The sequence below is a fragment of the Arenivirga flava genome (genome assembly GCF_030161575.1).
Taxonomy (GTDB): Bacteria; Actinomycetota; Actinomycetes; order Actinomycetales; family Microbacteriaceae; genus Arenivirga; species Arenivirga flava.
Genome location: NZ_BSUL01000001.1, coordinates 2,516,970 through 2,536,881, shown reverse-complemented (window position 1 = coordinate 2,536,881; position 19,912 = coordinate 2,516,970). Strand labels below are relative to the sequence as shown.

Here is a 19,912-nt window from a genome sequence, read left to right as displayed (position 1 = left end):
TCGGGCGCCTCGGCGACATCGGGGCGCGCATCCGCTCGGGCTCACAGCCGCCCGTCACCGCTTTGGGGCGGCTCCGCGACGTCGGGGCGCGCGCACGCATGCCCCGATGTCGCCGAAGCGCCCCAACCCGCGGCTGGGGACTCGGCCCGCGGAAGCACGGCGCCGCAGGACCGGCGCCGCAGGGGGCGGCACCGCAGGGGGCGGCACCGCAGGGGCTGCGCCGCAGGAGCGGCGGCGCAGCGATGAACTCAGAGCAGCGAGTCGTCCGACAGCCGGTGGAAGGCGCGGTCGTGGTAGACGAGCGGTTCGCCGGCGTTCTGCGCCAGCACCTCGAGCACCTCGGCCACGACGACGGTGGAGTCGCCGACCCGGTGGGTCGTGATCGGCCGGCACCGCAGGGCCGAGCCCGCGCTCGCCAGCCAGGGCAGCCCGTCGAGGTCCCGCCACTGCTCGGCGGCGGTGAAGCGCTCGGCACCCGAGACCGCGAACGACTTGGCGGTGCCGACGTCGGCCGTCGTCAGCAGGTTGACGGTGATCTCCTCGGCCGCGAGCACCCGGCCCGCCGATCCTCGCGCGCGGGTCACCGAGAAGACGAGCGCTGCCGGCTCGACCGACACCGACGAGACGCTCGAGGCGGTGAGCCCCACCGGTCCCTCGGCATCGCGAGCGGCGACGACGGCGACGCCCGCGGGATGCGCGCGGAAGGCGGTCTTGAACTGCTCGGCGAGGTCTGCGATCACGCTGGTCGCAACGCCCCTCATCCGCTCCGCATTCCATGCCGGAACAACGAAAGCGGCTCCGAGGAGCCGCTTTCATGATCTGTAGCGGGAGCGGGACTTGAACCCGCGACCTCACGATTATGAGTCGTGTGCTCTAACCAACTGAGCTATCCCGCCACGGGCAGCGCCTCGGCGGAACCGCCGGGGTGAAGCCTGAGCCCCGAGTCAGGATTGAACTGACGACCCCTTCCTTACCATGGAAGTGCTCTACCACTGAGCTATCGGGGCGTGACCTACGCGCGGATGACCCGCGCCCGAGGCACCAGGAGAGACTAGCACGGGATCGGAGCGCTCGATGCCACGCGAACGCCGCCGGGACCGGATGAGGTTAGCCTTGCCTCATGAGCTCCACCCCTCTTCGCCGCCTGCTCGTCGTCGCCACTGCCCTCGCCTTCCTCACGAGCGGATGCAGCGCCTCCGCGCAGCCCTCCGGGACGCCGACCGCCTCCGCTCCCGACGCCGAGGCCGGCAGCGCCGGCGAGCACGTCGTCGCGCGCGAGATGGCCGAGGGGATGGGGGCGTCGGAGCCGGACGGCGCCTTCCCGCGCACCGTGGAGCACGACGCGGGCAGCACCAAGCTCGAGACCGCGCCGAAGCGCATCGCGGTCGTCTCGACCGGCCAGCTCGATGCGCTGCTCGCGCTCGGCACGGTGCCGGTCGCCGCCACCCGAGCGGAGGCGAGCGCCCTGGTGCCCGCATACCTGGCGGAGGCCTTCCCCGAGCGGGCCGAGGCGCTCGACGACCTCGAGGACATCGGCGAGCGCACCGAGCCGTCGCTCGAGGCGATCGCCGCATCCGAGCCGGACCTCATCCTCATCAACTCGGTGCGGGGCGCCGAGCTGTTCGACCGGCTCTCCACGATCGCGCCGACCGTCGTCACGCTGGGCAACGGCGTGAACTGGAAGAGCGACTTCCTGCTGCTCGCGGACGCCCTCGGCATGGAGGGCGACGCGCAGGACGTGCTCGACGGCCTGCATCGCGACGCCGACGCCTTCGCGGCAGGACTCGACGACGCCCCGACCGTCTCCTTCCTGCAGTCCGCGGGGCTGCGCATGCGCATCATGGGGCTGCCCTCCTTCACCGGCGGCATCGCCGAGGACCTGGGCCTCGGCCGCCCCGAGTCGCAGCGCTTCGACGAGACCTCGCAGGACCTCAGCCCGGAGCAGCTGCAGGCGGCGGATGCGGACTGGCTGTTCTACGCCGTGGAAGGCGACGGAGCCGCGGCGCTGCTGGAGGCGCCGCTGTGGCCGTCGCTCGGGGCGGTGCGCGGCGGGAGCGCCGTCGAGGTCGACCTCGACCCGTTCTTCATGAACGCCGGGCCCGTCGCGGCGCGGCTCGCGCAGGACCGCATCGTCGACGCGCTCGGTTGAGCGGCAGGCGGAGCGGATGCGGGCGGCCCCGCCCCTCAGACCGGCGGCCGCTCCCCGCCCGGCGGGCCGCGCGGCGCTCCCTCGGCGTCATGGCCGCCCAGCGCATCCGCTCGGTCTCGACCCGCTCGGAGACGGCCCGCTGCCGCTCCTCGCGACGCGCGCGCCAGGCGGCCAGCTCGGACGGCACGTCGCGCAGCGGCGTGACGACGGGCGGGCCGCCGAGCAGCTGGCGGCGGGCGTCGACGATGCGGCGGTTGAAGTCCTCGAGCGCCTCGCGCACCTCGCCCTCGCGGTGCAGGCGGTCGAGCCGGTCGTCGAGCTCCGCGTCCTCGGTGCGCAGCAGGATCGCGGGCGGTCCGAGGCCGGTGATGCGCTCGCTCTCGATCTTGCGGCGGATCCACCAGTCCGGGTCGTGCCCGCGGTCGAGACCCTCCAGCGGTCTGCCGGCACCGCGCAGGTTGTCGAAGTCGCCGCGGCGGATCGCCTGCTGGATCACCGTCTCGACGTAGGCGGCGCGGGCCTCGATGCCGGGTGCGCCCGCATCCGCCGTCCGCTCCTCGGCCTCCTCGCCGGCCGCCGTCGGGTCGTCGCGTCGCAGGCGGTAGCGCCAGGCGCGCAATGACGAGTCCTCCATCCGCCGCTCCTCTCGCACTCGCAGGGGCCCGTCGATAGCGTGGCCCCATGACCACAACCCTCGGCGCCGAATGGTGGCGCTCCGCAGTGATCTACCAGGTCTACCCCCGTTCCTTCGCGGACGGGGACGGCGACGGCATCGGCGACCTCGCGGGCATCACGACCCGCCTGCCGGCCCTCGCCCGGCTGGGAGTGGATGCGGTCTGGTTCTCGCCGTTCTTCCGCTCGCCGCAGAAGGACGCCGGCTACGACGTCGCCGACTACTGCGACATCGATCCGCTCTTCGGCACGCTCGCCGACTTCGACGCGCTGCGCGCCGAGGCCACCGAGCTGGGGCTGCGCATCATCGTCGACCTGGTGCCGAACCACTCGAGCGATCAGCACCGCTGGTTCCAGGAGGCCCTCGCGGCGGCCCCGGGCTCCCCGGAGCGCGCCCGCTACCTCTTCCGCGACGGCCTGGGCGCCGACGGCAGCGTGCCGCCCAACAACTGGCAGTCGGTCTTCGGCGGCCCCGCGTGGACCCGCATCACCGAGGCCGACGGCGCGCCAGGCCAGTGGTACCTGCACCTCTTCGACACCAGCCAGCCCGACTTCGACTGGTCGAACCGCGAGGTGCAGGAGCAGTTCCTCGACGTGCTGCGCTTCTGGCTCGACCGCGGCGTCGACGGCTTCCGGGTCGATGTGGCGCACGGCATGATCAAGGCCGACGGGCTGCCCGACTACACGCCGCCGGCCGAGGCCGGCAGCATGGGCGGGGGCCAGGAGGCGGGCGAGACGCCGCCGTACTGGGCGCAGCCGGGCGTGCATCCGATCTTCCGCGAGTGGCGCGAGCTGCTGAACGGCTACGAGGGCGATCGGATGCTCGCCGGCGAGGCCTGGGTCGACCCGCTCGCGAAGCTGGCCGACTGGGTGCGCCCGGACGAGATGCACCAGACCTTCAACTTCGCCTACCTCGAGACCCCGTGGACGGCGGATGCGCAGCGCACCGTGATCGACGACTCGCTGGCCGCGTTCGGCTCGGTCGGTGCGCCGAGCACCTGGGTGCTCTCGAACCACGACGTGGTGCGGCACGCCTCGCGGCTGGCCCTGACGGCCGAGAATCCGCAGGGCGACGGCATCGGGCCCAAGTCGAAGGGGCTGCCCGAGCCGCTGCTCGGCCTGCGCCGCGCCCGCGCCGCGACCATGCTCATGCTCGCCCTGCCGGGCAGCGCGTACCTCTACCAGGGCGAGGAGCTCGGGCTGCCCGAGGCCATCGACCTGCCCGACGAGGCGCGGCAGGACCCGACCTGGTTCCGCACCGGCGGCGAGCGCTACGGCCGCGACGGCTGCCGCGTGCCGATCCCGTGGGAGGCGGATGCGCCGGCCTACGGCTTCAACGCGACCGGCGCGAGCTGGCTGCCGCAGCCGGCCGGGTACCGCGAGATGTCCAGGGACCTGCAGGAGGGCAGGGCGGGTTCGACGCTCGAGCTCTACCGCCGCGCGCTCAGCGTGCGCCGCGCCCACGCGCTCGGCCACGGCTCGCTCGAGTGGCTGGGCGGCTACGGACCGTCGGTGCTCGCGTTCCGCAACGGCGACGTCACCGTGATCGCCAACCTCGGCGAGGAGCCGGTGGCGCTGCCCGCCGGCGAGACGCTGCTCTGCTCCGGCGAGATCTCGCGCGCAGGGCTGCCCAGCGACACGACGGTGTGGATCGCGACGCCGTAGACCCAGGCCGTCCGGCCGAATGTCGGCTCCGGGTGTTAGCTTGACTCTGCAGGATGCCGAAAGGCCTCCGCAGCCGCCGAAACCCTCGCTGACGCGAGGGTTTCGTGCTTAACCGGGCGTCTCAGCCTTCGGGACCCAGATGTAACGCTGATCGGTGAACCTCAGCAGCAGCGAGTCGATCGTCGACATCGTGGACGCCGACCGGGGGTCGCTCTCCTGCATGGTCAAGATCCGGTTGCTGAAGAAGGTGGCCATGTCGGACGCCTGCAGCAGGCGGCTGTGATGCGAAGGACCGAAGTAGACCGTGTCGATCAGCTGCGTCAGCGGCTCCTGCGAGTAGCCATCACCCGAAAGCCGTCGGATCTGCTTGAAACGCCTGCGGCTGTCCTCCGCCGCGTGGTGCTCATCAGCGATGACGAGTGTGCGTTCCAGCGCACTCTCGCGATCGAGCAGAAGTCCGTTCACCCTTCCCAACGCATGCGACAAGGTCAACTCGTGAATCGGATGCGGTTCCGGGTACTTCCTCAGCAGAGCTGGTCGGTCTGTGCCGCGGATGACGAATCGTGCGCCTGATGCTGCGATCGCTTCGATCGCCTGCACGCAGACGTTCGCTCGAAGACGCGGCGGCACTCCGGCCCAATCTGCTTCACCTTGGAATACGTCACGCCCGTGCAGCTCGGCCTCCGGCGAGAGAGCAGGCCAGGCACCCGACGCTTCCATGACGATCCCGTCGAGACTCTCCTCGATCGCCACTGCAGCGGCGGTGTCCACCGTGAGCGCGCCGATGAAGTAAATCTGTCGGCCACGTTCCGACTCGTCGACATAGGTGATCAGCATCGACCCCTCCCCGGCCCTTGATTCGATCAGCCTACGAGCACGGGAACGAGCTCCGCCCCGCACGACAGGGCCGGGGCGATACGCCCCGGCCCTCCGTGCATCCGCTCGGCAGTATGCGCACGACACGGCAGTACCGGTACCGGTACTGCCGTGTTGTCTCGGTACTGCCGCGCATCCGCTCGGCCGTGGAGCCGGACGAGCGGATGCGGTGGATCAGCGGCCCGAGGCCACCGCGATCTCGTTCGGCGCCGCGTCGAGCGTCACGCTCGCGACGACCTCGCCGGTGGTGAGGTCGACGGCGTGCACCTCGTCGGTGGCCGGCTCGGTCACGTAGGCGATGTCGCCGTCGATCTTGATGGCGGGGTGGGCGTCCTGCCACTCGGCCGGGCCCTCCCACGCCCCGATGACCGGGAACTCGTCCGTCAGCTCGCCCGTGGCGGGGTCGAAGACGTGGATCGAGCCGTCGGTGGCGAGGATGTAGGCCAGGTCGCCCGGGCCGCGCGCGACGTCGCGGAAGGTGTACTCGACGCCCTCCGGCAGGGCGGTGACCTCGTACGTCTCGGCCTCGGTGTCGATGACGACGACCTCGTGCAGCAGGTAGCCCTCGGCGTCCGGGTCGTGCTTGTAGTCGCCGACGATCAACGGGCTGGTCTCGCTGACGTAGGCGTTGCCCATCCGGCCGTACGGCTGGTCCGGGGCGTCGAGCTTGGTGATCGCGCCGTCCTTGACGAGGATCGCGCCGTTCTCGCAGCCGAACACGACGGCCTCGCCCTCGGCGGTGCCCTCGCCGTGGACGCCCGGGCACTGGTCGCTGATCGCGATCCGCTCGCCGTCCGCGTCGAGCACCTCGACGGTGCTGCGCCCGTCGGCGTTGCCGCGGGTCGTCAGGAACGAGCCGTCCTCGAGCACGACCGAGACGCCGTGGTGCGCCTCCTCGCCGGGGATCGTCTCGGTCTCGGGCAGCGCCTCGCCCGCGAAGAGGTCCTCGGTGTCGAAGATCGTCGAGTCGCTCGTGCCGTCGGCGTAGAGCACGGTCTTGCCGCCGTGGCTCACGACGTGGCCGGCGGTGTCGGCCTCGAACACGAGGTCGGTGAGCTCGGCCGCGCCGGTGGTGCCCGCCGCGGTGTCGAGCACCTGGAAGCCCTCGCTCATCGTCACCATCACGCCGCGGCCGTCGCCGGCCGGGTTGAGGCGGGTGAACTCCTCGGTGTCGAACTCGTCGACCACCTCGAGGGTCTCGCCGTCGAGCACGACGATGCCGTTCGGCACGGAGATCGCGACCCGGGCGCCGGCCGCCTCGCCGTCGCCGGTGCCGCCGGTGGCCGTGCTGCTGCAGGCCGCCAGGCCGAATACCGCTCCGGTCGCGAGGGCCAGGAATCCGGCCCGTCGCAGTTGCTGTGCGCGCATGCTGTGTCCTTCTCTTTCCAGTGGGTTTCGGGGTCTCAGGACGAGAGCCCGGTGGTGATGCGCTCGGTGTTGACGCGCATCATGGTCAGGTAGTCGGGGGCGCCGCCATCCGCCTCGGTCAGCGACTCCGTGAACAGCTCCACGACCTCGACGTGCACGTCCGCCTCCTCGGCGAGCGCTCGGGCGAGGCGGTCGGGCGACGACGACTCGGCGAAGATCGCGGGCACGCCCGCCTCCTCCACCGCGCCGACGAGCGAGGCCAGATCGGATGCGCTGGGCGCGGCGAGCGTCGTGCCGCCGGGGATGATCGCCCCGATCACGTCGAAGTCGAAGCGCTGGGCGAGGTAGCCGAAGACGTGGTGGTTGGTGACGAGCGCGCGGCGGTCGTCCGGGATGCCGGCGAAGGCCTCGGTCATCTCGGCGTCGAGCTGCTCGATCGCCGCGCGGTACTGCGGGTCCGGGTCGGCGATGCCGAGATCCTGCAGCACGGGCACCAGCGCGTCGACGACGTCGAGCATCCGCTGCGGGTCGGTCCAGAAGTGCGAGTCGGGCTGGCCCGCGGCGTCGCCCTCGGCATAGTCCAGCACCTCGATCGCGTCGCCCGCGACGAACTGCTCGACGTCGTCGGCCGCGTCGAGGTGCTGCTGCAGGCCCTCCTCGAGTCCGAGCCCGTTCGAGACGAGCAGGTCGGCGCTGCGCAGACGGGCCGCCTCCTGCGCCGAGATCTCGAAGGAATGCGGGTCGGCGTTCGGCCTCATGAGGGTCATCACCTCGGCCTGATCGCCGACGAGCTCGCCGACCACGTCGCCGAGGATGTTCGTCGTCACGACCACCAGCGGCCGGTCGTCGCCGGCGACGGCACCGCAGCCGGAGAGCGCGAGCAGACCGGCGACGCCGAGGGCCACGGAGGAGCGGATGCGCATGCCGGTCACCGCCCCGTCAGCGCCGTGAAGGCGGGCTCGGTCGGCGTCTCGAACGTGCGCGCGATGCGCGCGCCGTCGGCGAAGTCGATCTCCACGAGGCGCTGCTCGGCGGGCGCCGCGAGGTACGCGCGCTGCTGATCGGCGATGAGCGCGACGCCGGGCTGGGACGCGTCGACGAGCGGCTCCGTGGCGGCGAGCTGCGCGCCGCTGCCGTCGAGCACGAGCACCCGTCCGTCGGCGGCGAGCGCGAGCACGTGCTCCGCGTCGTCGTCCACGGCGGTGACCTGCACGAGCGGCGCGGGTGCGGGCAGCAGGGTCCAGCTGCGCTCGCGGGTGTCGAGCAGCCAGATGCCCCGGTCGCCCGCGAGGGCGGCTGCGGTCGGCCGCCCCTCGCGGTTCGCGAAGCTCGTCGCGCGTTCCGCGCCGTCCGGGTAGGCGATCGCCTCGAGGGTCACGTCGTCGCCGTCGGCGGTGGCGAGCAGTGCGCCGTCCGCGCAGCCGATCACGACGCCGACCCTGGTGGCGATGGTGCCCTCCGGGTCGATGCAGGCCGCCTCGGCGCCGCTCGGCTCGCCGTCCTCGTCGAGCACCCGCGCGAGCCCGTCGGCGGCGAGCACCGCGTGCGAGCCGATGGGCGCCAGCACGCCGGCCTGCGGGTCGAGCTCGCGTCGGAAGCGCTCCACGATCTCGCCCTTCGACAGCGCCTCGGTGTCGAGCAGCACGGCCTCACCGCTCTCCGCGAAGAACAGGCCGGTCGATCCGGTGGTCGAGAGGTTCGTGGTCGCGACGACCGCGTCACCCTCCCCGGCACGGTGCCGACGATGCTCGGGGTCGCCCGGTAGTAGTGGAAGTGGTCGACGTGATCCCAGGTCCACATGCCGCTGTCGACGACGGTGACCCCCTCCGATCCGCTCGCGAAGAGGTAGCGCCCGTCGGTGGTCATCGCGCTCGCGGGCTCGATGGCGCCGATCTCGGTGACCGACTCGTCGAGCAGGTCGAGCTGCGACACCGACCCCGCGGGGTCGATGGTCGTGAGGTGCAGCTGCGGCTCGCTCACCTCGGCCGCACCGGCGACGGCGCCGTGGCCGGCGCCGTCGGTGGGCTCGGGGGTCTCGACGGGCTCGGCGGAGCCCGCGCAGCCCGTGAGGGCGACCAGGGCGATGGCCGGGATCAGCAGGGTCGTGCGGTGGAGCATGGTGCCTTTCAGGGGCGGTGGGTTGGAGCGGATGCGGGCCCTCGACGCCGTCCGCCGCGTCGAGTTGCCGCGTATGGCTGCTTCGACGGACTCGAGGCAGCCATATGCGGCAACTCGATGCATTCGGGGGCGGACGGGCGGGCGCGGGCGGGCGCGGGTCAGGCCACGGCGGGCACCCCCGCATCCCGGAGCGGAGTCGAACGGCGTCGCACCGCCGCGAGCGCCGCGCGCAGCGCCCCGGAGACGCCGGCGCCGAGGATGGCGACGGCCGCGATCGAGGCGCCCGCAGCGGTGCCCGCGTGCCAGGAGACGAGCAGTCCCACGAGCACGGCGGCCGCGCCGATGATCGCGGCGAGCGCCATGGTGGCCGGGATGCGACGGGTCCAGTGCCCGGCGGCCACGGCGGGCGCGAGCAGCAGGCCCACGACGAGCAGCGAGCCGACCGCCTGGTACGAGGCCACGACCGCGATCGTGACGAGCCCGACGAGCGCGACCCGGGCGAGCCGCGGCCGCAGCCTCAGGACGCTCGCCACCCGAGGGTCGAAGGCCTCGGCGACGAGCGCGCGGTGGCAGAGCGCCGCGACCGCGAGGGTGACGAGCAGCGCGACGGCGAGCTGCACGACGTCGGCCGTCGAGATGGCGAGGATGTCGCCGAACAGGATGGCCGTGGCGTCGGTCGCGAAGCTCGCCGAGTGCGAGATGACGATCACCCCGAGCGCGAGCATGCCGACGAAGAGCATGCCGATGCTCGTGTCGTACGAGAGCTTCGCGCGGCGCTGCACGGCGCCGATGCCGAAGCTCATGGCGGCCGCGCTCACCGCGGCGCCGAGCAGCACGGGCGCGCCCAGCAGCGTGGCGAGCGCGACGCCGGGCAGCATGCCGTGGGCGAGCGCCTCCCCCAGGAACGCCATGCCGCGGATGACCACCCAGGTGCCCACGACGCCGCAGATCGCGGCCACGAGCGCGCCGCCGATGAGGGCACGCAGCACGAAGTCGAGGGAGAGCGGATCGAGGAGCCAGGTCACGAGGAGCGACCGTAGCGTTAACTGATAACGATTATCAAATGCTATGGTGGGGACGTGCCGTTCCGTTCATCCGTCTCACCGGACGCCGCGCGCGACGCCGGCTTCGGCGACGCCGCAGAGCGCGACGCCGCAGAGCGCGCTGCCGCGCGCCGCTCCGATCCCGATGCCGCGGACCGGGCCGCCGTCGGACGAGCGGATGCGGTCACCGCCCGCGCCCTCCGCGTCGACCTCGGCGGTCGCGAGGTGCTGCGCGGCATCGACCTGCGCGTGCCGCGCGGCGCGCTCACCGTCATCGCCGGACCGAACGGCGCCGGCAAGTCGACCCTGCTCGAGGCGCTGGCCGGCGTGCTCGCGCCGAGCGGCGGCAGCGTGGAGCTGGCCGTCGACGCGCACGCCTTCGTGCCGCAGCGCAGCGCCGCGCCCGACCGGCTGCCCGTGACCGTGCGCGACGTCGCAGCCATCGGCGCCTGGGCGCAGCGCGCCCCGCTGCTGCGCCGTCGCGCGATCGAGCGGCTGCTCGTCGACGACGCCCTCGCCCGGGTCGGCATGCACGGCCTCGCCGCGCGGCCGTTCGCCGAGCTCTCCGGCGGCCAGCGCCAGCGCGTGCTGCTGGCGCAGGGCCTGGCCCGCGGCGCCGAGCTGCTGCTGCTCGACGAGCCGACCACCGGCCTCGACGCCGAGCAGCGCGCCGCCGTGCTCGCCGTGCTGCGCGAGGAGGCGCGCCGCGGCGTCGCCGTGCTCGCGGTCTCCCACGAGCCCGAGCTGCTCGCCGCCGCCGACCGCGTGCTGCGGCTCGAGGACGGCGTGCTGGCGGGCTGAGCCGGTGTGGCGGATCGCCTCATCCGCGCATGCGCTCGGAGCACCCGTCCGCTCGGCGCCCCACCGCCGGGCCTCCCATCCGCTCGGCAGTACCCGAACGACAGCGCAGCACCGAACGCGGTACCGCATCGTCGCCCCGGTACTGCTTCACACCCGCGCAGCCGCGCCCGGACGAATGGCGCCCGGCGCTACTGCCCGAGCTCGACGAGCAGCGCGCGCAGCCGCTCCGCCAGGGCGGGCTCGCCGGCGACCATGAACGCCATGCCGTCGCTGGGATGGATGTCGAAGCTGCCGCCCGCCTCCTCGACGATGAGCGCGCCGGCCGCGTAGTCCCACGGGCTCAGCTCGTTCTCGTAGTACACGTCGGTGCGGCCCGCGGCCACGTCGCAGAGCTCGAGCGCGGCGCTGCCGATGCGGCGGGCGTCGCGCACGCGGCCGATCACGCCCTCCACGATGGACGCCTGGCGGATGCGCGTCTCGGCCTGGTAGGCGTAGCCGGTCGCGACGAGGGCCAGCTCGAGGGGAACGTCGGCGTTGACCTGCAGCCGCCGCTCCCCCAGCCACGCGCCGCCGCCGCGGGAGGCGCGGAAGAGCTCACCGCCGACGGGGTTGAACACGGCGCCCACCACGGCGCGGCCACCGGCCCGCGGGTCGCCCTCGACGAGCGCGACGCTCACCGACCAGGCGGGCCGGTCGTAGAAGTAGTTGACGGTGCCGTCGATCGGGTCGACCACCCAGGTGAGGCCGGTGCGGCTCTCGGCCTCGTCGCCCTCCTCGCCGAGGAAGCCGTCGTCGGGCCGCGCGGCGGCGATGCGCGAGCGGATGAGGGCCTCGACCTCGCGGTCGGCCTCGGTGACGATGTCCTCGGCGCTCGACTTCGTGGCCGCGACGGTCACGCCGGCCCGGCGCCGCGCCAGCGCCAGCTCGCCGGCCCCCACGGCGACGGAGGTCGCCAGCTCGATCAGGTGGTCGTGGCTCACGGGGGCTCCTTCGATCGGATGCACGGCGCCGCCCATCCTCACACGCGCCGGTGGCGCGTCAGCCGTCGACGTCGCCCCAGGCCGCGGACTTCAGCACGATCTCGCGCCGCGGCGGCCACGGCTCCGCGACCCACACCTTGAGCGGACGGCCGCCGACCCGGCCGTCGAGGCGCACGCTGCGCTCGTCGCGGTCGCGGGTGACGCGGGCGGGATTTGCGACCACGCGCTCGACGTCGGCGCGCGCGATGCGGCGCTGGCGCATCCGCTGCTCGATGTGGCGGGTCCACCGCCGCGGCAGCCGACGTCGACGCGCCCGCCGGAGCACCGCGACGAGCGCCGCGAGCGACACCAGGGCCGCGACGGCCAGCAGGAGCAGCGGGTCGAACCCGGCGAGCCGGTCGGGCACGTCAGTCCCGCGCGCGGGCCCGCGCGGCCGACTTGCGGCCCCACAGCGCGTAGTACAGCAGTGCCGCTCCGACCCACGCGCCGAACCACGCGTAGGTCACGAGCCCGAGGCCCGAGAGCACCACGAGGCAGGTGATGATCGACAGCACCGGGATGACCGGGCCGAACGGCACGCGGAAGCCGCGCGGCAGGTCGGGGCGCTTGCGCCGCAGCACGAGCACCGAGACGGCGACCACGATGAACGCCACGAGGGTGCCGATCGACACGAGGTCCCAGAGCCCGCCGAGCGGCACGAAGGCGGCGAGCAGCCCGACCGCCACCGCGACGACGATCGTGGTGTTCACCGGGGTGCCGGTGCGCTGGTTCACCCGCGCGAAGAAGCCGGGCACGAGACCGTCGCGGCCCATCGAGTAGAGCACGCGGGTCTGGCCGTACATGACGACGAGGGTGACCGAGAAGATCGAGATCACCGCGCCGAGCGCGAGCAGGGTGCCGGGCCAGGCGGCACCGGTGATGTTCTCGATGATCACCGCGAGGCCCACGCTCTGCTGCTCCGGGTCGGAGAAGGCCTGCCAGGGCTGGCTGCCGATGGCCGCGACGGCCACGAACAGGTAGAGCGCCGTGACGACGGCGAGCGCGCCGAGGATCGCGCGCGGCAGGCTGCGTCGCGGGTCCTTCGCCTCGCCACCCGCCGTCGAGACCGCGTCGAGACCGATGAAGGTGAAGAAGATCGTGCCGGCCGCCGCGGTCACGCCGGCGGCGCCGAACGGGGCGAAGTCGGCGAAGTTGTCGGCCTGGAAGCCGGTGAACGCGACGGCGCCGAAGAGCACCAGCACGGCGACCTTGATGACGACCATGGCCGTGTTGACCTTCGCCGACTCGGAGACGCCGCGGATGAGCAGCAGCGCGCAGAGCAGCACGAGGAGGACGGCCGGCAGGTTGAGGATGCCCGGCGTGCTGTCCCAGGGGTTCGCCGACAGGATCGCCGGGAAGGAGACACCGACCGTGTTGTCGAGCAGCAGGTTGAGGTAGCCGCTCCAGCCGACCGCCACGGCGGCGGTCGAGACCCCGTACTCGAGCAGCAGGCAGGCCGCCACGATCACGGCGGCGAGCTCGCCGAGCGTCGCGTAGGCGTAGGTGTACGTCGAGCCGCTCGCCGGCACGGCCGAGGCCATCTCGGCGTAGCAGAGGGCCGAGAGCCCGGCCGCGAGGGCGGCGAGCAGGAAGGCGAGCACGGTCGCCGGGCCCGCCGCCGGCACGGCCTCGTGCATGACGAAGAACACGCCGGTGCCCACCGTGGCGCCGATGCCGAGCATCATGAGCGGGATGGTGCCCATCCGGCGCTGCAGTCCGCCCTTCTCGCCCTCGGGGGACGGCTCGATGGGGATGGTGCGCAGCAGGCTGCGGAGCGGCATGACGGGTCCATTCGGAGACGGATGCGGGAAACGACGAAGCCCCGCTCGAGGCGGGGCTTCGTGCACAGGAGCTCGGTGAGCGAGATCACTGTGGCGAGTGAGGGATTCGAACCCCCGAAGGCTGAGCCGTCTGATTTACAGTCAGATCCCTTTGGCCGCTAGGGTAACTCGCCGGTCGGGCCAGGGCGGAGTGGAGTCCGCCTTGGCCACCGGACCACAGTACCCGATCCGCGGGGCGCCGACGACCACGGCGACCGCATCCGCTCGGCCCTGCGTGCGCGGTCGGAGCCGCCTGGACGCGCGGGGGCGCCCCGGTAGACTCGGAGGCATGGCAGATTCCTCCTTCGACATCGTCTCCAAGGTCGACACCATGGAGACCCAGAACGCACTGAGCCAGGCCCAGAAGGAGATCGCGCAGCGCTACGACTTCAAGAACGTCGGCGCCTCGATCGAGTTCAGCGGTGAGAAGGTGCTCATGAAGGCGAACGCCGAGGAGCGCGTGAAGGCGATCCTCGAGGTGTTCGAGGCGAAGCTCATCAAGCGCGGCATCTCGCTGCGCTCGCTCGACGCCGGCGAGCCCTACCCCTCCGGCAAGGAGACCCGCATCGAGGCCAGCTTCAAGCAGGGCATCTCGAGCGAGGACGCGAAGAAGATCTCGAAGATCATCCGCGACGAGGGCCCCAAGAGCGTGAAGAGCCAGATCCAGGGCGACGAGCTGCGGGTCACGTCGAAGAGCCGCGACGACCTCCAGGCCACGATGGCGCTGCTCAAGGGCAAGGACCTCGACGTGGCGCTGCAGTTCATCAACTTCCGCTGATCCCGGCGCGCTGAGGGGGTCGATCGGGTGGACTGGCTGCGCGGCGTGGACTGGAGCCTGGCGCTCACGATCGCGCTGCTGGTCGTCGACTGGACACTGCGCGTCGTCGCCGTCATCGTGGTGCCGCGCAACCGGCGGCCGCAGACCGCCACGGCCTGGCTGCTCGCGATCTTCCTCATCCCCACCGTGGGCTTCCTGCTCTTCGCGCTGCTCGGCAGCAACCACCTGCCGAAGCGGCGGCGCGAGAAGCAGCGCGACATCAACGCGTACATCCTCGAGACCACCGAGGGCATCGAGAAGGTGCGCGACGACGACCCGCCCCCGGCCTGGTTCGCGAGCGCCGTCGCGCTCAACCGCGAGCTGGGCGCGATGCCCCTGGTCGGCGGCAACAGCGCGGAGCTGCTGCCCGACTACGACGCCTCGCTGCGGGCGATGACGCAGGCGGTGCGCGAGGCGAAGCGCTACGTGCACGCCGAGTTCTACATCACGCACCTCGACGACACGACCGAGCCCTTCTTCCAGGCGCTCGAGGAGGCCGTGCAGCGCGGCGTGACCGTACGGTACCTGCTCGATCACATCGCCTCGTGGCGGTACCCCAAGTACCGCCAGACCATGCGCCGGTTGCGGCGCACCGGTGCGCAGGTGCAGCTCATGCTGCCGGTGCGGCCGTGGCGCGGCGAGTACCAGCGCCCCGACCTGCGCAACCACCGCAAGCTGCTGGTCATCGACGGCATCGTGGCCTACACGGGCTCGCAGAACATGATCGACAAGAGCTACGACAAGCCCGGCAACCTCAAGCGCGGCCTCGCCTGGAAGGACCTCATGGTGCGCTTCGAGGGCCCGATCGTGGCGGGCATCAACGCGCTCTTCGTCACCGACTGGTACAGCGAGACCGACGAGCTGCTGCTGCGCGAGACCGAGCCGATGACCTCGGTGCGCAAGGCGCAGTCGCTGGACTGCCAGGTGGTGCCGAGCGGGCCGGGCTTCGACGGCGAGAACAACCTGCGGCTCTTCAACGCGCTGATCTACAGCGCGCAGCAGCGCATCGTGCTGACCAGCCCCTACTTCGTGCCCGACGAGTCGATGCTCTACGCGGTGACCACCGCCGCGCAGCGCGGCGTGGAGATCGACCTCATCGTCAGCGAGATCGGCGACCAGCCCGTCGTCTTCCACGCGCAGCGGTCCTACTACGAGGCGCTGCTGCGGGCCGGCGTGCGCATCTGGCTCTACCGAGCGCCGACGATCCTGCACGCGAAGCACTTCTCGGTGGACGACGAGGTCGCGGTGATCGGCTCGAGCAATCTCGACATGCGCTCCTTCAGCCTCAACCTCGAGATCTCGGTGCTGGTGCGCGGAGCGGACTTCGCCCGCCGGCTCCACGAGCTCGAGGACGCCTACCGCGCCGAGTGCCGCGAGCTCACCCTCGACGAGTGGCTGGGGCGGCCGTTCCCGGTGCAGGTGCTCGACAACGTCGCGCGCCTCACAGCCAGCGTGCAATAGCTGAGCATCCCTGCCACCTCAACCCCTGCCGAGCGGGTTACTGTCGTGCCATGACGGGCGAAGGATGGTGGATCGTCGCGGCGATCGCGAGCTGCGCGCTCCTCGTCGCCACCGCATCCGCTGCGCTCGTGCAGGCGCGCGTGCGGCAGCAGCGCGTCGAGGCCACCGAGCAGGATCGCGACCACTGGCGCCGGGTGGCGGACGAGCGCGGGGCGGAGGCCGACCGTCTCGCCCGCGAGAGCGCCAGGCTCACCGAGGAGCGCGCCGAACTGCTCGTGCGGCTGCGCGAGGCGGAGGAGGGGCCCTCCCCCAGCGGACCGGCGGACGGCGACACCACGGCGCTGCACGAGCGCCTGCGCTCCCTCGCTCCGGCGGCGAGCCTCAGCTCGACCGACGGCCCCCGCGGCCCGGTGACGAGCGTGTCGATCGCGACGGTCTCCGGTGTCGGCATGGTGCGGCCGCTGCGCGCCGTGCCGGAGGCGGTGGAGCGCGCCCGCGAGGGCGGCCTGCTGGTCCAGCCGTCCGACCAGGGCCACCGATTCGCGATCGCGGCGAACGCCGACGCGCTGCTCGGCAGCGTCGCCGCGGCCCTGCTCGACGACGCGCGCGCACGCCTGGGCCGAGGTGCGCAGGTGCAGCTGGCCCTCCAGTGGCAGTCGCCCGGCATCGTCGTACGGCTGACCCCGTACTGACGCGGAACGGCGGCCCCCGGAGGGACCGCCGTTCGCTGCGCTGCTGAGGCTCAGGCCTCGCCGCGCGAGATCTCGACCATCTCGTCGCGCGGCACGACCTTGACCCGCGCGCGCTCCTGCTCGGCGCCGAGCGCGATCTCGTGCGCGTCGAGACGCTGCCAGCCGGCGAGGTCGGTGTAGCGCACGCCGCGCGAGTCCAGCAGGTCGACGACGGCCTGCTCCTCGGGGTGCGCCGGGGTCCACCAGTGCGCCTGGTCGCGGATGAGGTGCTGCACCGTCTCCATGGCGTCGCTCTTGGTGGCGCCGATGAGACCGACGGGTCCGCGCTTGATCCAGCCGCTGGCGTAGACGCCGGGCAGCTGCTCGTTGAACTGGCCGGGCGAGCTCTCGTCCTCCTGCTGCACGCGACCCTCGATGTTGGGGATCACGCCGCGGTGCTCGTCGAACGGGATGCCCTGCAGCGGCGAGCCGAAGTAGCCGACCGCGCGGTAGATCGCCTGGATCGGCAGCTCGCGGATCTCGCCCGTGCCCTCCACGCCGCCCTGCCCATCCGGACGCGTGCGCTCGTACCGGAACCCGACCACCTTGCCGTCCTCGCCGACGACCTCGACGGGCTTCGCGTAGAAGTGCAGGTGCAGGCGGCGGCTCGCAGGGGTCCGCTCCTCCTCCGCCTCCTTCCGCCACTTGCCCAGGATGCGGTCGATGACCATGACCTGCTTGTTCGTGGCGATGGCGTTCTTCGAGGCCTCGTCGTAGTCGAAGTCCTCGTCGTGGAGCACCATGTCGACGTCGTGCTGCTCGCCGAGCTCGCGCAGCTCGAGCGGCGTGAACTTCACCTGCATGGGGCCACGGCGTCCGAAGACGTGCACGTCGGTGACCGGCGAGGCCTTGAGCCCCCGGTAGACGTTGTCGGGGATCTCCGTCGGCAGCAGGTCGTCGGCGTGCTTGGCGAGCATGCGGGCGACGTCGAGCGCGACGTTCCCGTTGCCGATGACCGCGATCTCCTTCGCCTCGAGCGGCCACTCGCGCGGCACATCGGGGTGCCCGTCGAACCAGTTGACGAAGTCGGCGGCGCCGTAGCTGCCGTCGAGGTCGATGCCCGGGATCTCGAGGTCGGCGTCGCGGATCGCGCCGGTCGTGAAGATGACCGCGTGGTAGTGCTCGCGCAGGTCGTCGATGGTGATGTCGGTGCCGAAGTCGACGCCGCCGAAGATGCGGATGTCGCCGCGGTCGAGCACCTCGCGCAGGGCGTTGATGATGCCCTTGATGCGCGGGTGGTCGGGCGCGACGCCGTAGCGGACGAGCCCGTACGGGGCGGGCAGCCGGTCGAAGAGGTCGATCGACACGTCGAAGGCGCGCTCGGACTTCATGAGGATGTCGGCGGCGTAGATGCCGGCGGGACCGGCGCCGACTATGGCAAGCCTCAGCTTGGTCACGGGAGTTCCTTCCAGGGTGGTGCCCCAGCCGAGCGGATGGGGCGCGCGGTTCAGCGGGATCGTTCGACGATGGTGTCGGCGAAGCGGGTCAGCGCCTTCTTCACCGGCCCGGCGGGCAGCGGGTCGAGCGCGGCGACGGCCTCCGCGGCCCAGCGGCGCGCATCCGTCATCGTCCGCTGCGTCACCTCGTGCCCGCGCAGCTCGGCGACGAGCGACGCGAGCAGCGCGTCGTCACCCGAGGCGATGCCCGCCTCGATGCGCTCGAGGAAGGCGGCCGCATCCGCATCCGTCTGCGCATCGCGGCGCAGGTAGAGCACGGGCAGGGTGGCGACCCCGGCGCGCAGGTCGGTGCCCGCGGTCTTGCCGGTGCCGTCCTTGCGCTCGGCGAGGTCGATCACGTCGTCGACGAGCTGGAAGGCGATGCCGATCTTCTCGCCGAACTCCACGACGCAGGCCTCGTAGGCGTCGTCGGCGTCGGAGAAGAGCACGCCGACCTGGGCGGCCGCCGCGATCAGCGAGCCGGTCTTGTCGGCGAGCACGCCGAGGTAGTGCTCGATGTGGTCCTCGCCGTCGCGGGGGCCGATCGTCTCGTGCAGCTGGCCGAGGCAGAGGCGCTCGAAGGTGCTCGCCTGGATGAGCATGGCCTTCTCGCCGAGACCGGCGATGAGGCTGGAGGCGCGGGCGAAGAGCAGGTCGCCGGTGAGGATCGCGACCGAGTTGCCCCAGACGTGCTGCGCGGTCGGCACGCCTCGACGCTGCTGCGCCTCGTCCATGACGTCGTCGTGGTACAGCGAGGCCAGGTGGGTGAGCTCGATGGCGCGGGCCGCCTGGAGCACCCGCTCGTTCACCCCGGTGCCGAGCTGCGCGACCAGGAGCGTCAGGGTGGGGCGCACGCGCTTGCCGCCAGCCTCGAGCAGGTAGCGGGTGGTCACGTCGGCGAGGTCGTCGGCGAAGCGCACCTCCTCGACCAGCCCCGCCTCGACCCGCTCGAGCCCGTCCTCGATGTCGCGCACGAAGCGGCGCTCGTCCGAGGACGCGAAGAGCTTCTCGCCCAGCCCGAGCGAACCGCTCAGCGTGCTGCGGCGCGCGAGGGGCGTGCTCGGGTTCACTGTTCTGCCTTCATGTCCGTGGTGGTTCGTCGTCGTCACGCGCGCGGTTCGCTCATCCGCTCCGGCCTCATCCGCTCGGGATCAGGAGCGACGGAGGGAGGCGGCCGGTTTGCGGCCGCGGTGCAGGGCGACGACGCCCGCGGTGAGGTTGCGGTACGCCACCCGGGTGAAGCCGGCGCTGCGGATGAGCACGCTCAACTCGAGCTGGTCGGGCCAGGCCTTGATGGACTCGCCCAGGTAGTCGTAGGCGCCGGTGTTGGTGCTGGTGACCTTGGCGACCAGCGGCATTACGACGTCGAGGTAGGCCCAGTAGCCGGCGCGCACGATCGGGGCCGGCGGGGTGGAGAACTCGCAGATCACGAGGCGACCGCCGGGCTTGAGCACGCGGTACATCTCGCTGAGCGCCTTCGGCACGTCGACGATGTTGCGCAGGCCGAAGCTGATGGTGACGGCGTCGAAGATCTCGTCCTCGAACGGCAGCTCGGTGGCGTCGGCCTCGACGAACTCGATCTCCGGGTGGCGCTCGCGGCCCACCGCGACCATGCCCGCCGAGAAGTCGAGGGCCGTCACGGCCGCACCCGACTTCGCGAGCGCCGCGGAGCTCGTGCCGGTGCCGGCGGCGATGTCGAGCACGCGCTCGGAGGGCTTCGGGTCGACGGCCTTGACCGTCGCCACGCGCCACAGCACGGCGTTGCCGCCCGAGAGGGCGTTGTTCGTGCGGTCGTAGCCCTTGGCGACGCCGTCGAACATGCCGGCGACCTCCTCGGGTCGCTTGCTCATGTCCGCCTGACTCACAGGGATGATCCTATGCCCGGGCGGCTGTGCCGTGGCCGGATGATCCGTCCCGTCCGCGATCCCGTGCGGCG

General features: G+C 72.2%; 19 protein-coding genes and 3 tRNA genes. 6 read left to right on the top strand and 16 right to left on the bottom strand.

Annotated features, from left to right (window positions below; translation table 11 throughout):
* Positions 1-248: 248 nt before the first annotated feature.
* The 3 genes from QQK26_RS12255 to QQK26_RS12245 all read right to left on the bottom strand — a co-directional run bounded on the left by QQK26_RS12255 (position 249) and on the right by QQK26_RS12245 (position 1,007).
* A complete protein-coding gene (locus QQK26_RS12255; RefSeq protein WP_284233151.1) occupies positions 249-761 on the bottom strand; it encodes a flavin reductase family protein in 513 nt (170 codons plus the stop codon).
* 61 nt (positions 762-822) lie between these two features.
* Positions 823-896, bottom strand: a tRNA-Met gene (locus tag QQK26_RS12250).
* Positions 897-935: 39 nt separating this feature from the next.
* Positions 936-1,007: transfer RNA gene (locus QQK26_RS12245), tRNA-Thr, on the bottom strand.
* A 113-nt stretch (positions 1,008-1,120) separates the two neighbouring features.
* Here QQK26_RS12245 and QQK26_RS12240 point away from each other — a divergent pair.
* The gene (locus QQK26_RS12240) at positions 1,121-2,149 is read left to right on the top strand and encodes an ABC transporter substrate-binding protein (RefSeq protein WP_284233150.1); all 1,029 of its coding nucleotides are present in this window, start codon (positions 1,121-1,123) and stop codon (positions 2,147-2,149) included.
* On the opposite strand, the gene QQK26_RS12235 is transcribed toward QQK26_RS12240, so the two are convergent.
* Positions 2,085-2,783, bottom strand: coding sequence for a DnaJ family domain-containing protein (locus QQK26_RS12235; RefSeq protein ID WP_431308008.1), 699 nt, complete (start codon positions 2,781-2,783; stop codon positions 2,085-2,087). The genes QQK26_RS12240 and QQK26_RS12235 overlap by 65 nt on opposite strands.
* A 47-nt stretch (positions 2,784-2,830) precedes the next feature.
* On the opposite strand from QQK26_RS12235, the gene QQK26_RS12230 reads away from it, so the two are divergent.
* Positions 2,831-4,486 (top strand): glycoside hydrolase family 13 protein, encoded by a 1,656-nt coding sequence (locus QQK26_RS12230; RefSeq protein WP_284233147.1) that lies wholly within the window; start codon positions 2,831-2,833, stop codon positions 4,484-4,486.
* A gap of 108 nt (positions 4,487-4,594) precedes the next feature.
* Here QQK26_RS12230 and QQK26_RS12225 read toward each other — a convergent pair whose 3' ends face one another.
* The 5 genes from QQK26_RS12225 to aztB all read right to left on the bottom strand — a co-directional run bounded on the left by QQK26_RS12225 (position 4,595) and on the right by aztB (position 9,873).
* Positions 4,595-5,323, bottom strand: a complete 729-nt coding sequence (locus QQK26_RS12225) for a DUF3800 domain-containing protein (protein ID WP_284233144.1) — start codon at positions 5,321-5,323, stop codon at positions 4,595-4,597.
* A gap of 213 nt (positions 5,324-5,536) precedes the next feature.
* Positions 5,537-6,730, bottom strand: coding sequence for a zinc metallochaperone AztD (aztD, locus tag QQK26_RS12220; RefSeq protein ID WP_284233142.1), 1,194 nt, complete (start codon positions 6,728-6,730; stop codon positions 5,537-5,539).
* A 35-nt stretch (positions 6,731-6,765) separates the two neighbouring features.
* Entirely contained in the window at positions 6,766-7,653 is an 888-nt protein-coding gene (gene aztC / locus QQK26_RS12215; protein WP_284235318.1) for a zinc ABC transporter substrate-binding protein AztC, read from the bottom strand.
* 5 nt (positions 7,654-7,658) lie between these two features.
* Positions 7,659-8,528, bottom strand: a complete 870-nt coding sequence (locus tag QQK26_RS12210; RefSeq protein WP_284233140.1) for a hypothetical protein — start codon at positions 8,526-8,528, stop codon at positions 7,659-7,661.
* 478 nt (positions 8,529-9,006) lie between these two features.
* Positions 9,007-9,873 (bottom strand): zinc ABC transporter permease AztB, encoded by an 867-nt coding sequence (gene aztB / locus QQK26_RS12205; RefSeq protein WP_284233138.1) that lies wholly within the window; start codon positions 9,871-9,873, stop codon positions 9,007-9,009.
* Positions 9,874-9,927: 54 nt separating this feature from the next.
* On the opposite strand from aztB, the gene aztA reads away from it, so the two are divergent.
* Entirely contained in the window at positions 9,928-10,692 is a 765-nt protein-coding gene (gene aztA, locus QQK26_RS12200) for a zinc ABC transporter ATP-binding protein AztA (RefSeq protein ID WP_284233136.1), read from the top strand.
* 188 nt (positions 10,693-10,880) lie between these two features.
* Here the strand turns inward: aztA and QQK26_RS12195 are convergent, their stop codons facing one another.
* The 4 genes from QQK26_RS12195 to QQK26_RS12180 form a co-directional block, all read right to left on the bottom strand.
* Positions 10,881-11,708 carry an inositol monophosphatase family protein gene (locus QQK26_RS12195; RefSeq protein WP_431308007.1) on the bottom strand — a complete coding sequence of 276 codons (828 nt, stop codon included), beginning with the start codon at positions 11,706-11,708 and terminating at the stop codon, positions 10,881-10,883.
* A 22-nt stretch (positions 11,709-11,730) separates the two neighbouring features.
* Positions 11,731-12,078, bottom strand: a complete 348-nt coding sequence (locus tag QQK26_RS12190) for a DUF4258 domain-containing protein (RefSeq protein ID WP_284233131.1) — start codon at positions 12,076-12,078, stop codon at positions 11,731-11,733.
* A 1-nt stretch (position 12,079) separates the two neighbouring features.
* Positions 12,080-13,492: an amino acid permease gene (locus QQK26_RS12185; RefSeq protein ID WP_284233129.1), complete on the bottom strand. Its 1,413-nt coding sequence runs from the start codon at positions 13,490-13,492 to the stop codon at positions 12,080-12,082.
* A 91-nt stretch (positions 13,493-13,583) separates the two neighbouring features.
* Positions 13,584-13,665, bottom strand: a tRNA-Tyr gene (locus QQK26_RS12180).
* A gap of 155 nt (positions 13,666-13,820) precedes the next feature.
* Between QQK26_RS12180 and QQK26_RS12175 the strand changes: the two genes are divergently transcribed.
* From QQK26_RS12175 to QQK26_RS12165, 3 genes are read left to right on the top strand one after another with little or no spacing between them, the layout of a single operon-like run.
* Complete coding sequence (locus QQK26_RS12175) at positions 13,821-14,309, top strand: YajQ family cyclic di-GMP-binding protein (protein ID WP_284233127.1); 489 nt, start codon at positions 13,821-13,823, stop codon at positions 14,307-14,309.
* A 27-nt stretch (positions 14,310-14,336) separates the two neighbouring features.
* The gene (gene cls, locus QQK26_RS12170; protein ID WP_431308006.1) at positions 14,337-15,809 is read left to right on the top strand and encodes a cardiolipin synthase; all 1,473 of its coding nucleotides are present in this window, start codon (positions 14,337-14,339) and stop codon (positions 15,807-15,809) included.
* A 50-nt stretch (positions 15,810-15,859) separates the two neighbouring features.
* Positions 15,860-16,501, top strand: a complete 642-nt coding sequence (locus QQK26_RS12165; protein ID WP_284233125.1) for a diguanylate cyclase — start codon at positions 15,860-15,862, stop codon at positions 16,499-16,501.
* Between the two features lie 50 nt (positions 16,502-16,551).
* Here QQK26_RS12165 and QQK26_RS12160 read toward each other — a convergent pair whose 3' ends face one another.
* The 3 genes from QQK26_RS12160 to ubiE form a co-directional block, all read right to left on the bottom strand.
* The gene (locus QQK26_RS12160; RefSeq protein WP_284233123.1) at positions 16,552-17,937 is read right to left on the bottom strand and encodes an FAD-dependent oxidoreductase; all 1,386 of its coding nucleotides are present in this window, start codon (positions 17,935-17,937) and stop codon (positions 16,552-16,554) included.
* A gap of 50 nt (positions 17,938-17,987) precedes the next feature.
* Positions 17,988-19,046 (bottom strand): polyprenyl synthetase family protein, encoded by a 1,059-nt coding sequence (locus QQK26_RS12155; RefSeq protein WP_284233121.1) that lies wholly within the window; start codon positions 19,044-19,046, stop codon positions 17,988-17,990.
* Between the two features lie 81 nt (positions 19,047-19,127).
* Complete coding sequence (gene ubiE, locus QQK26_RS12150; RefSeq protein WP_284233119.1) at positions 19,128-19,826, bottom strand: bifunctional demethylmenaquinone methyltransferase/2-methoxy-6-polyprenyl-1,4-benzoquinol methylase UbiE; 699 nt, start codon at positions 19,824-19,826, stop codon at positions 19,128-19,130.
* Positions 19,827-19,912: the final 86 nt, after the last annotated feature.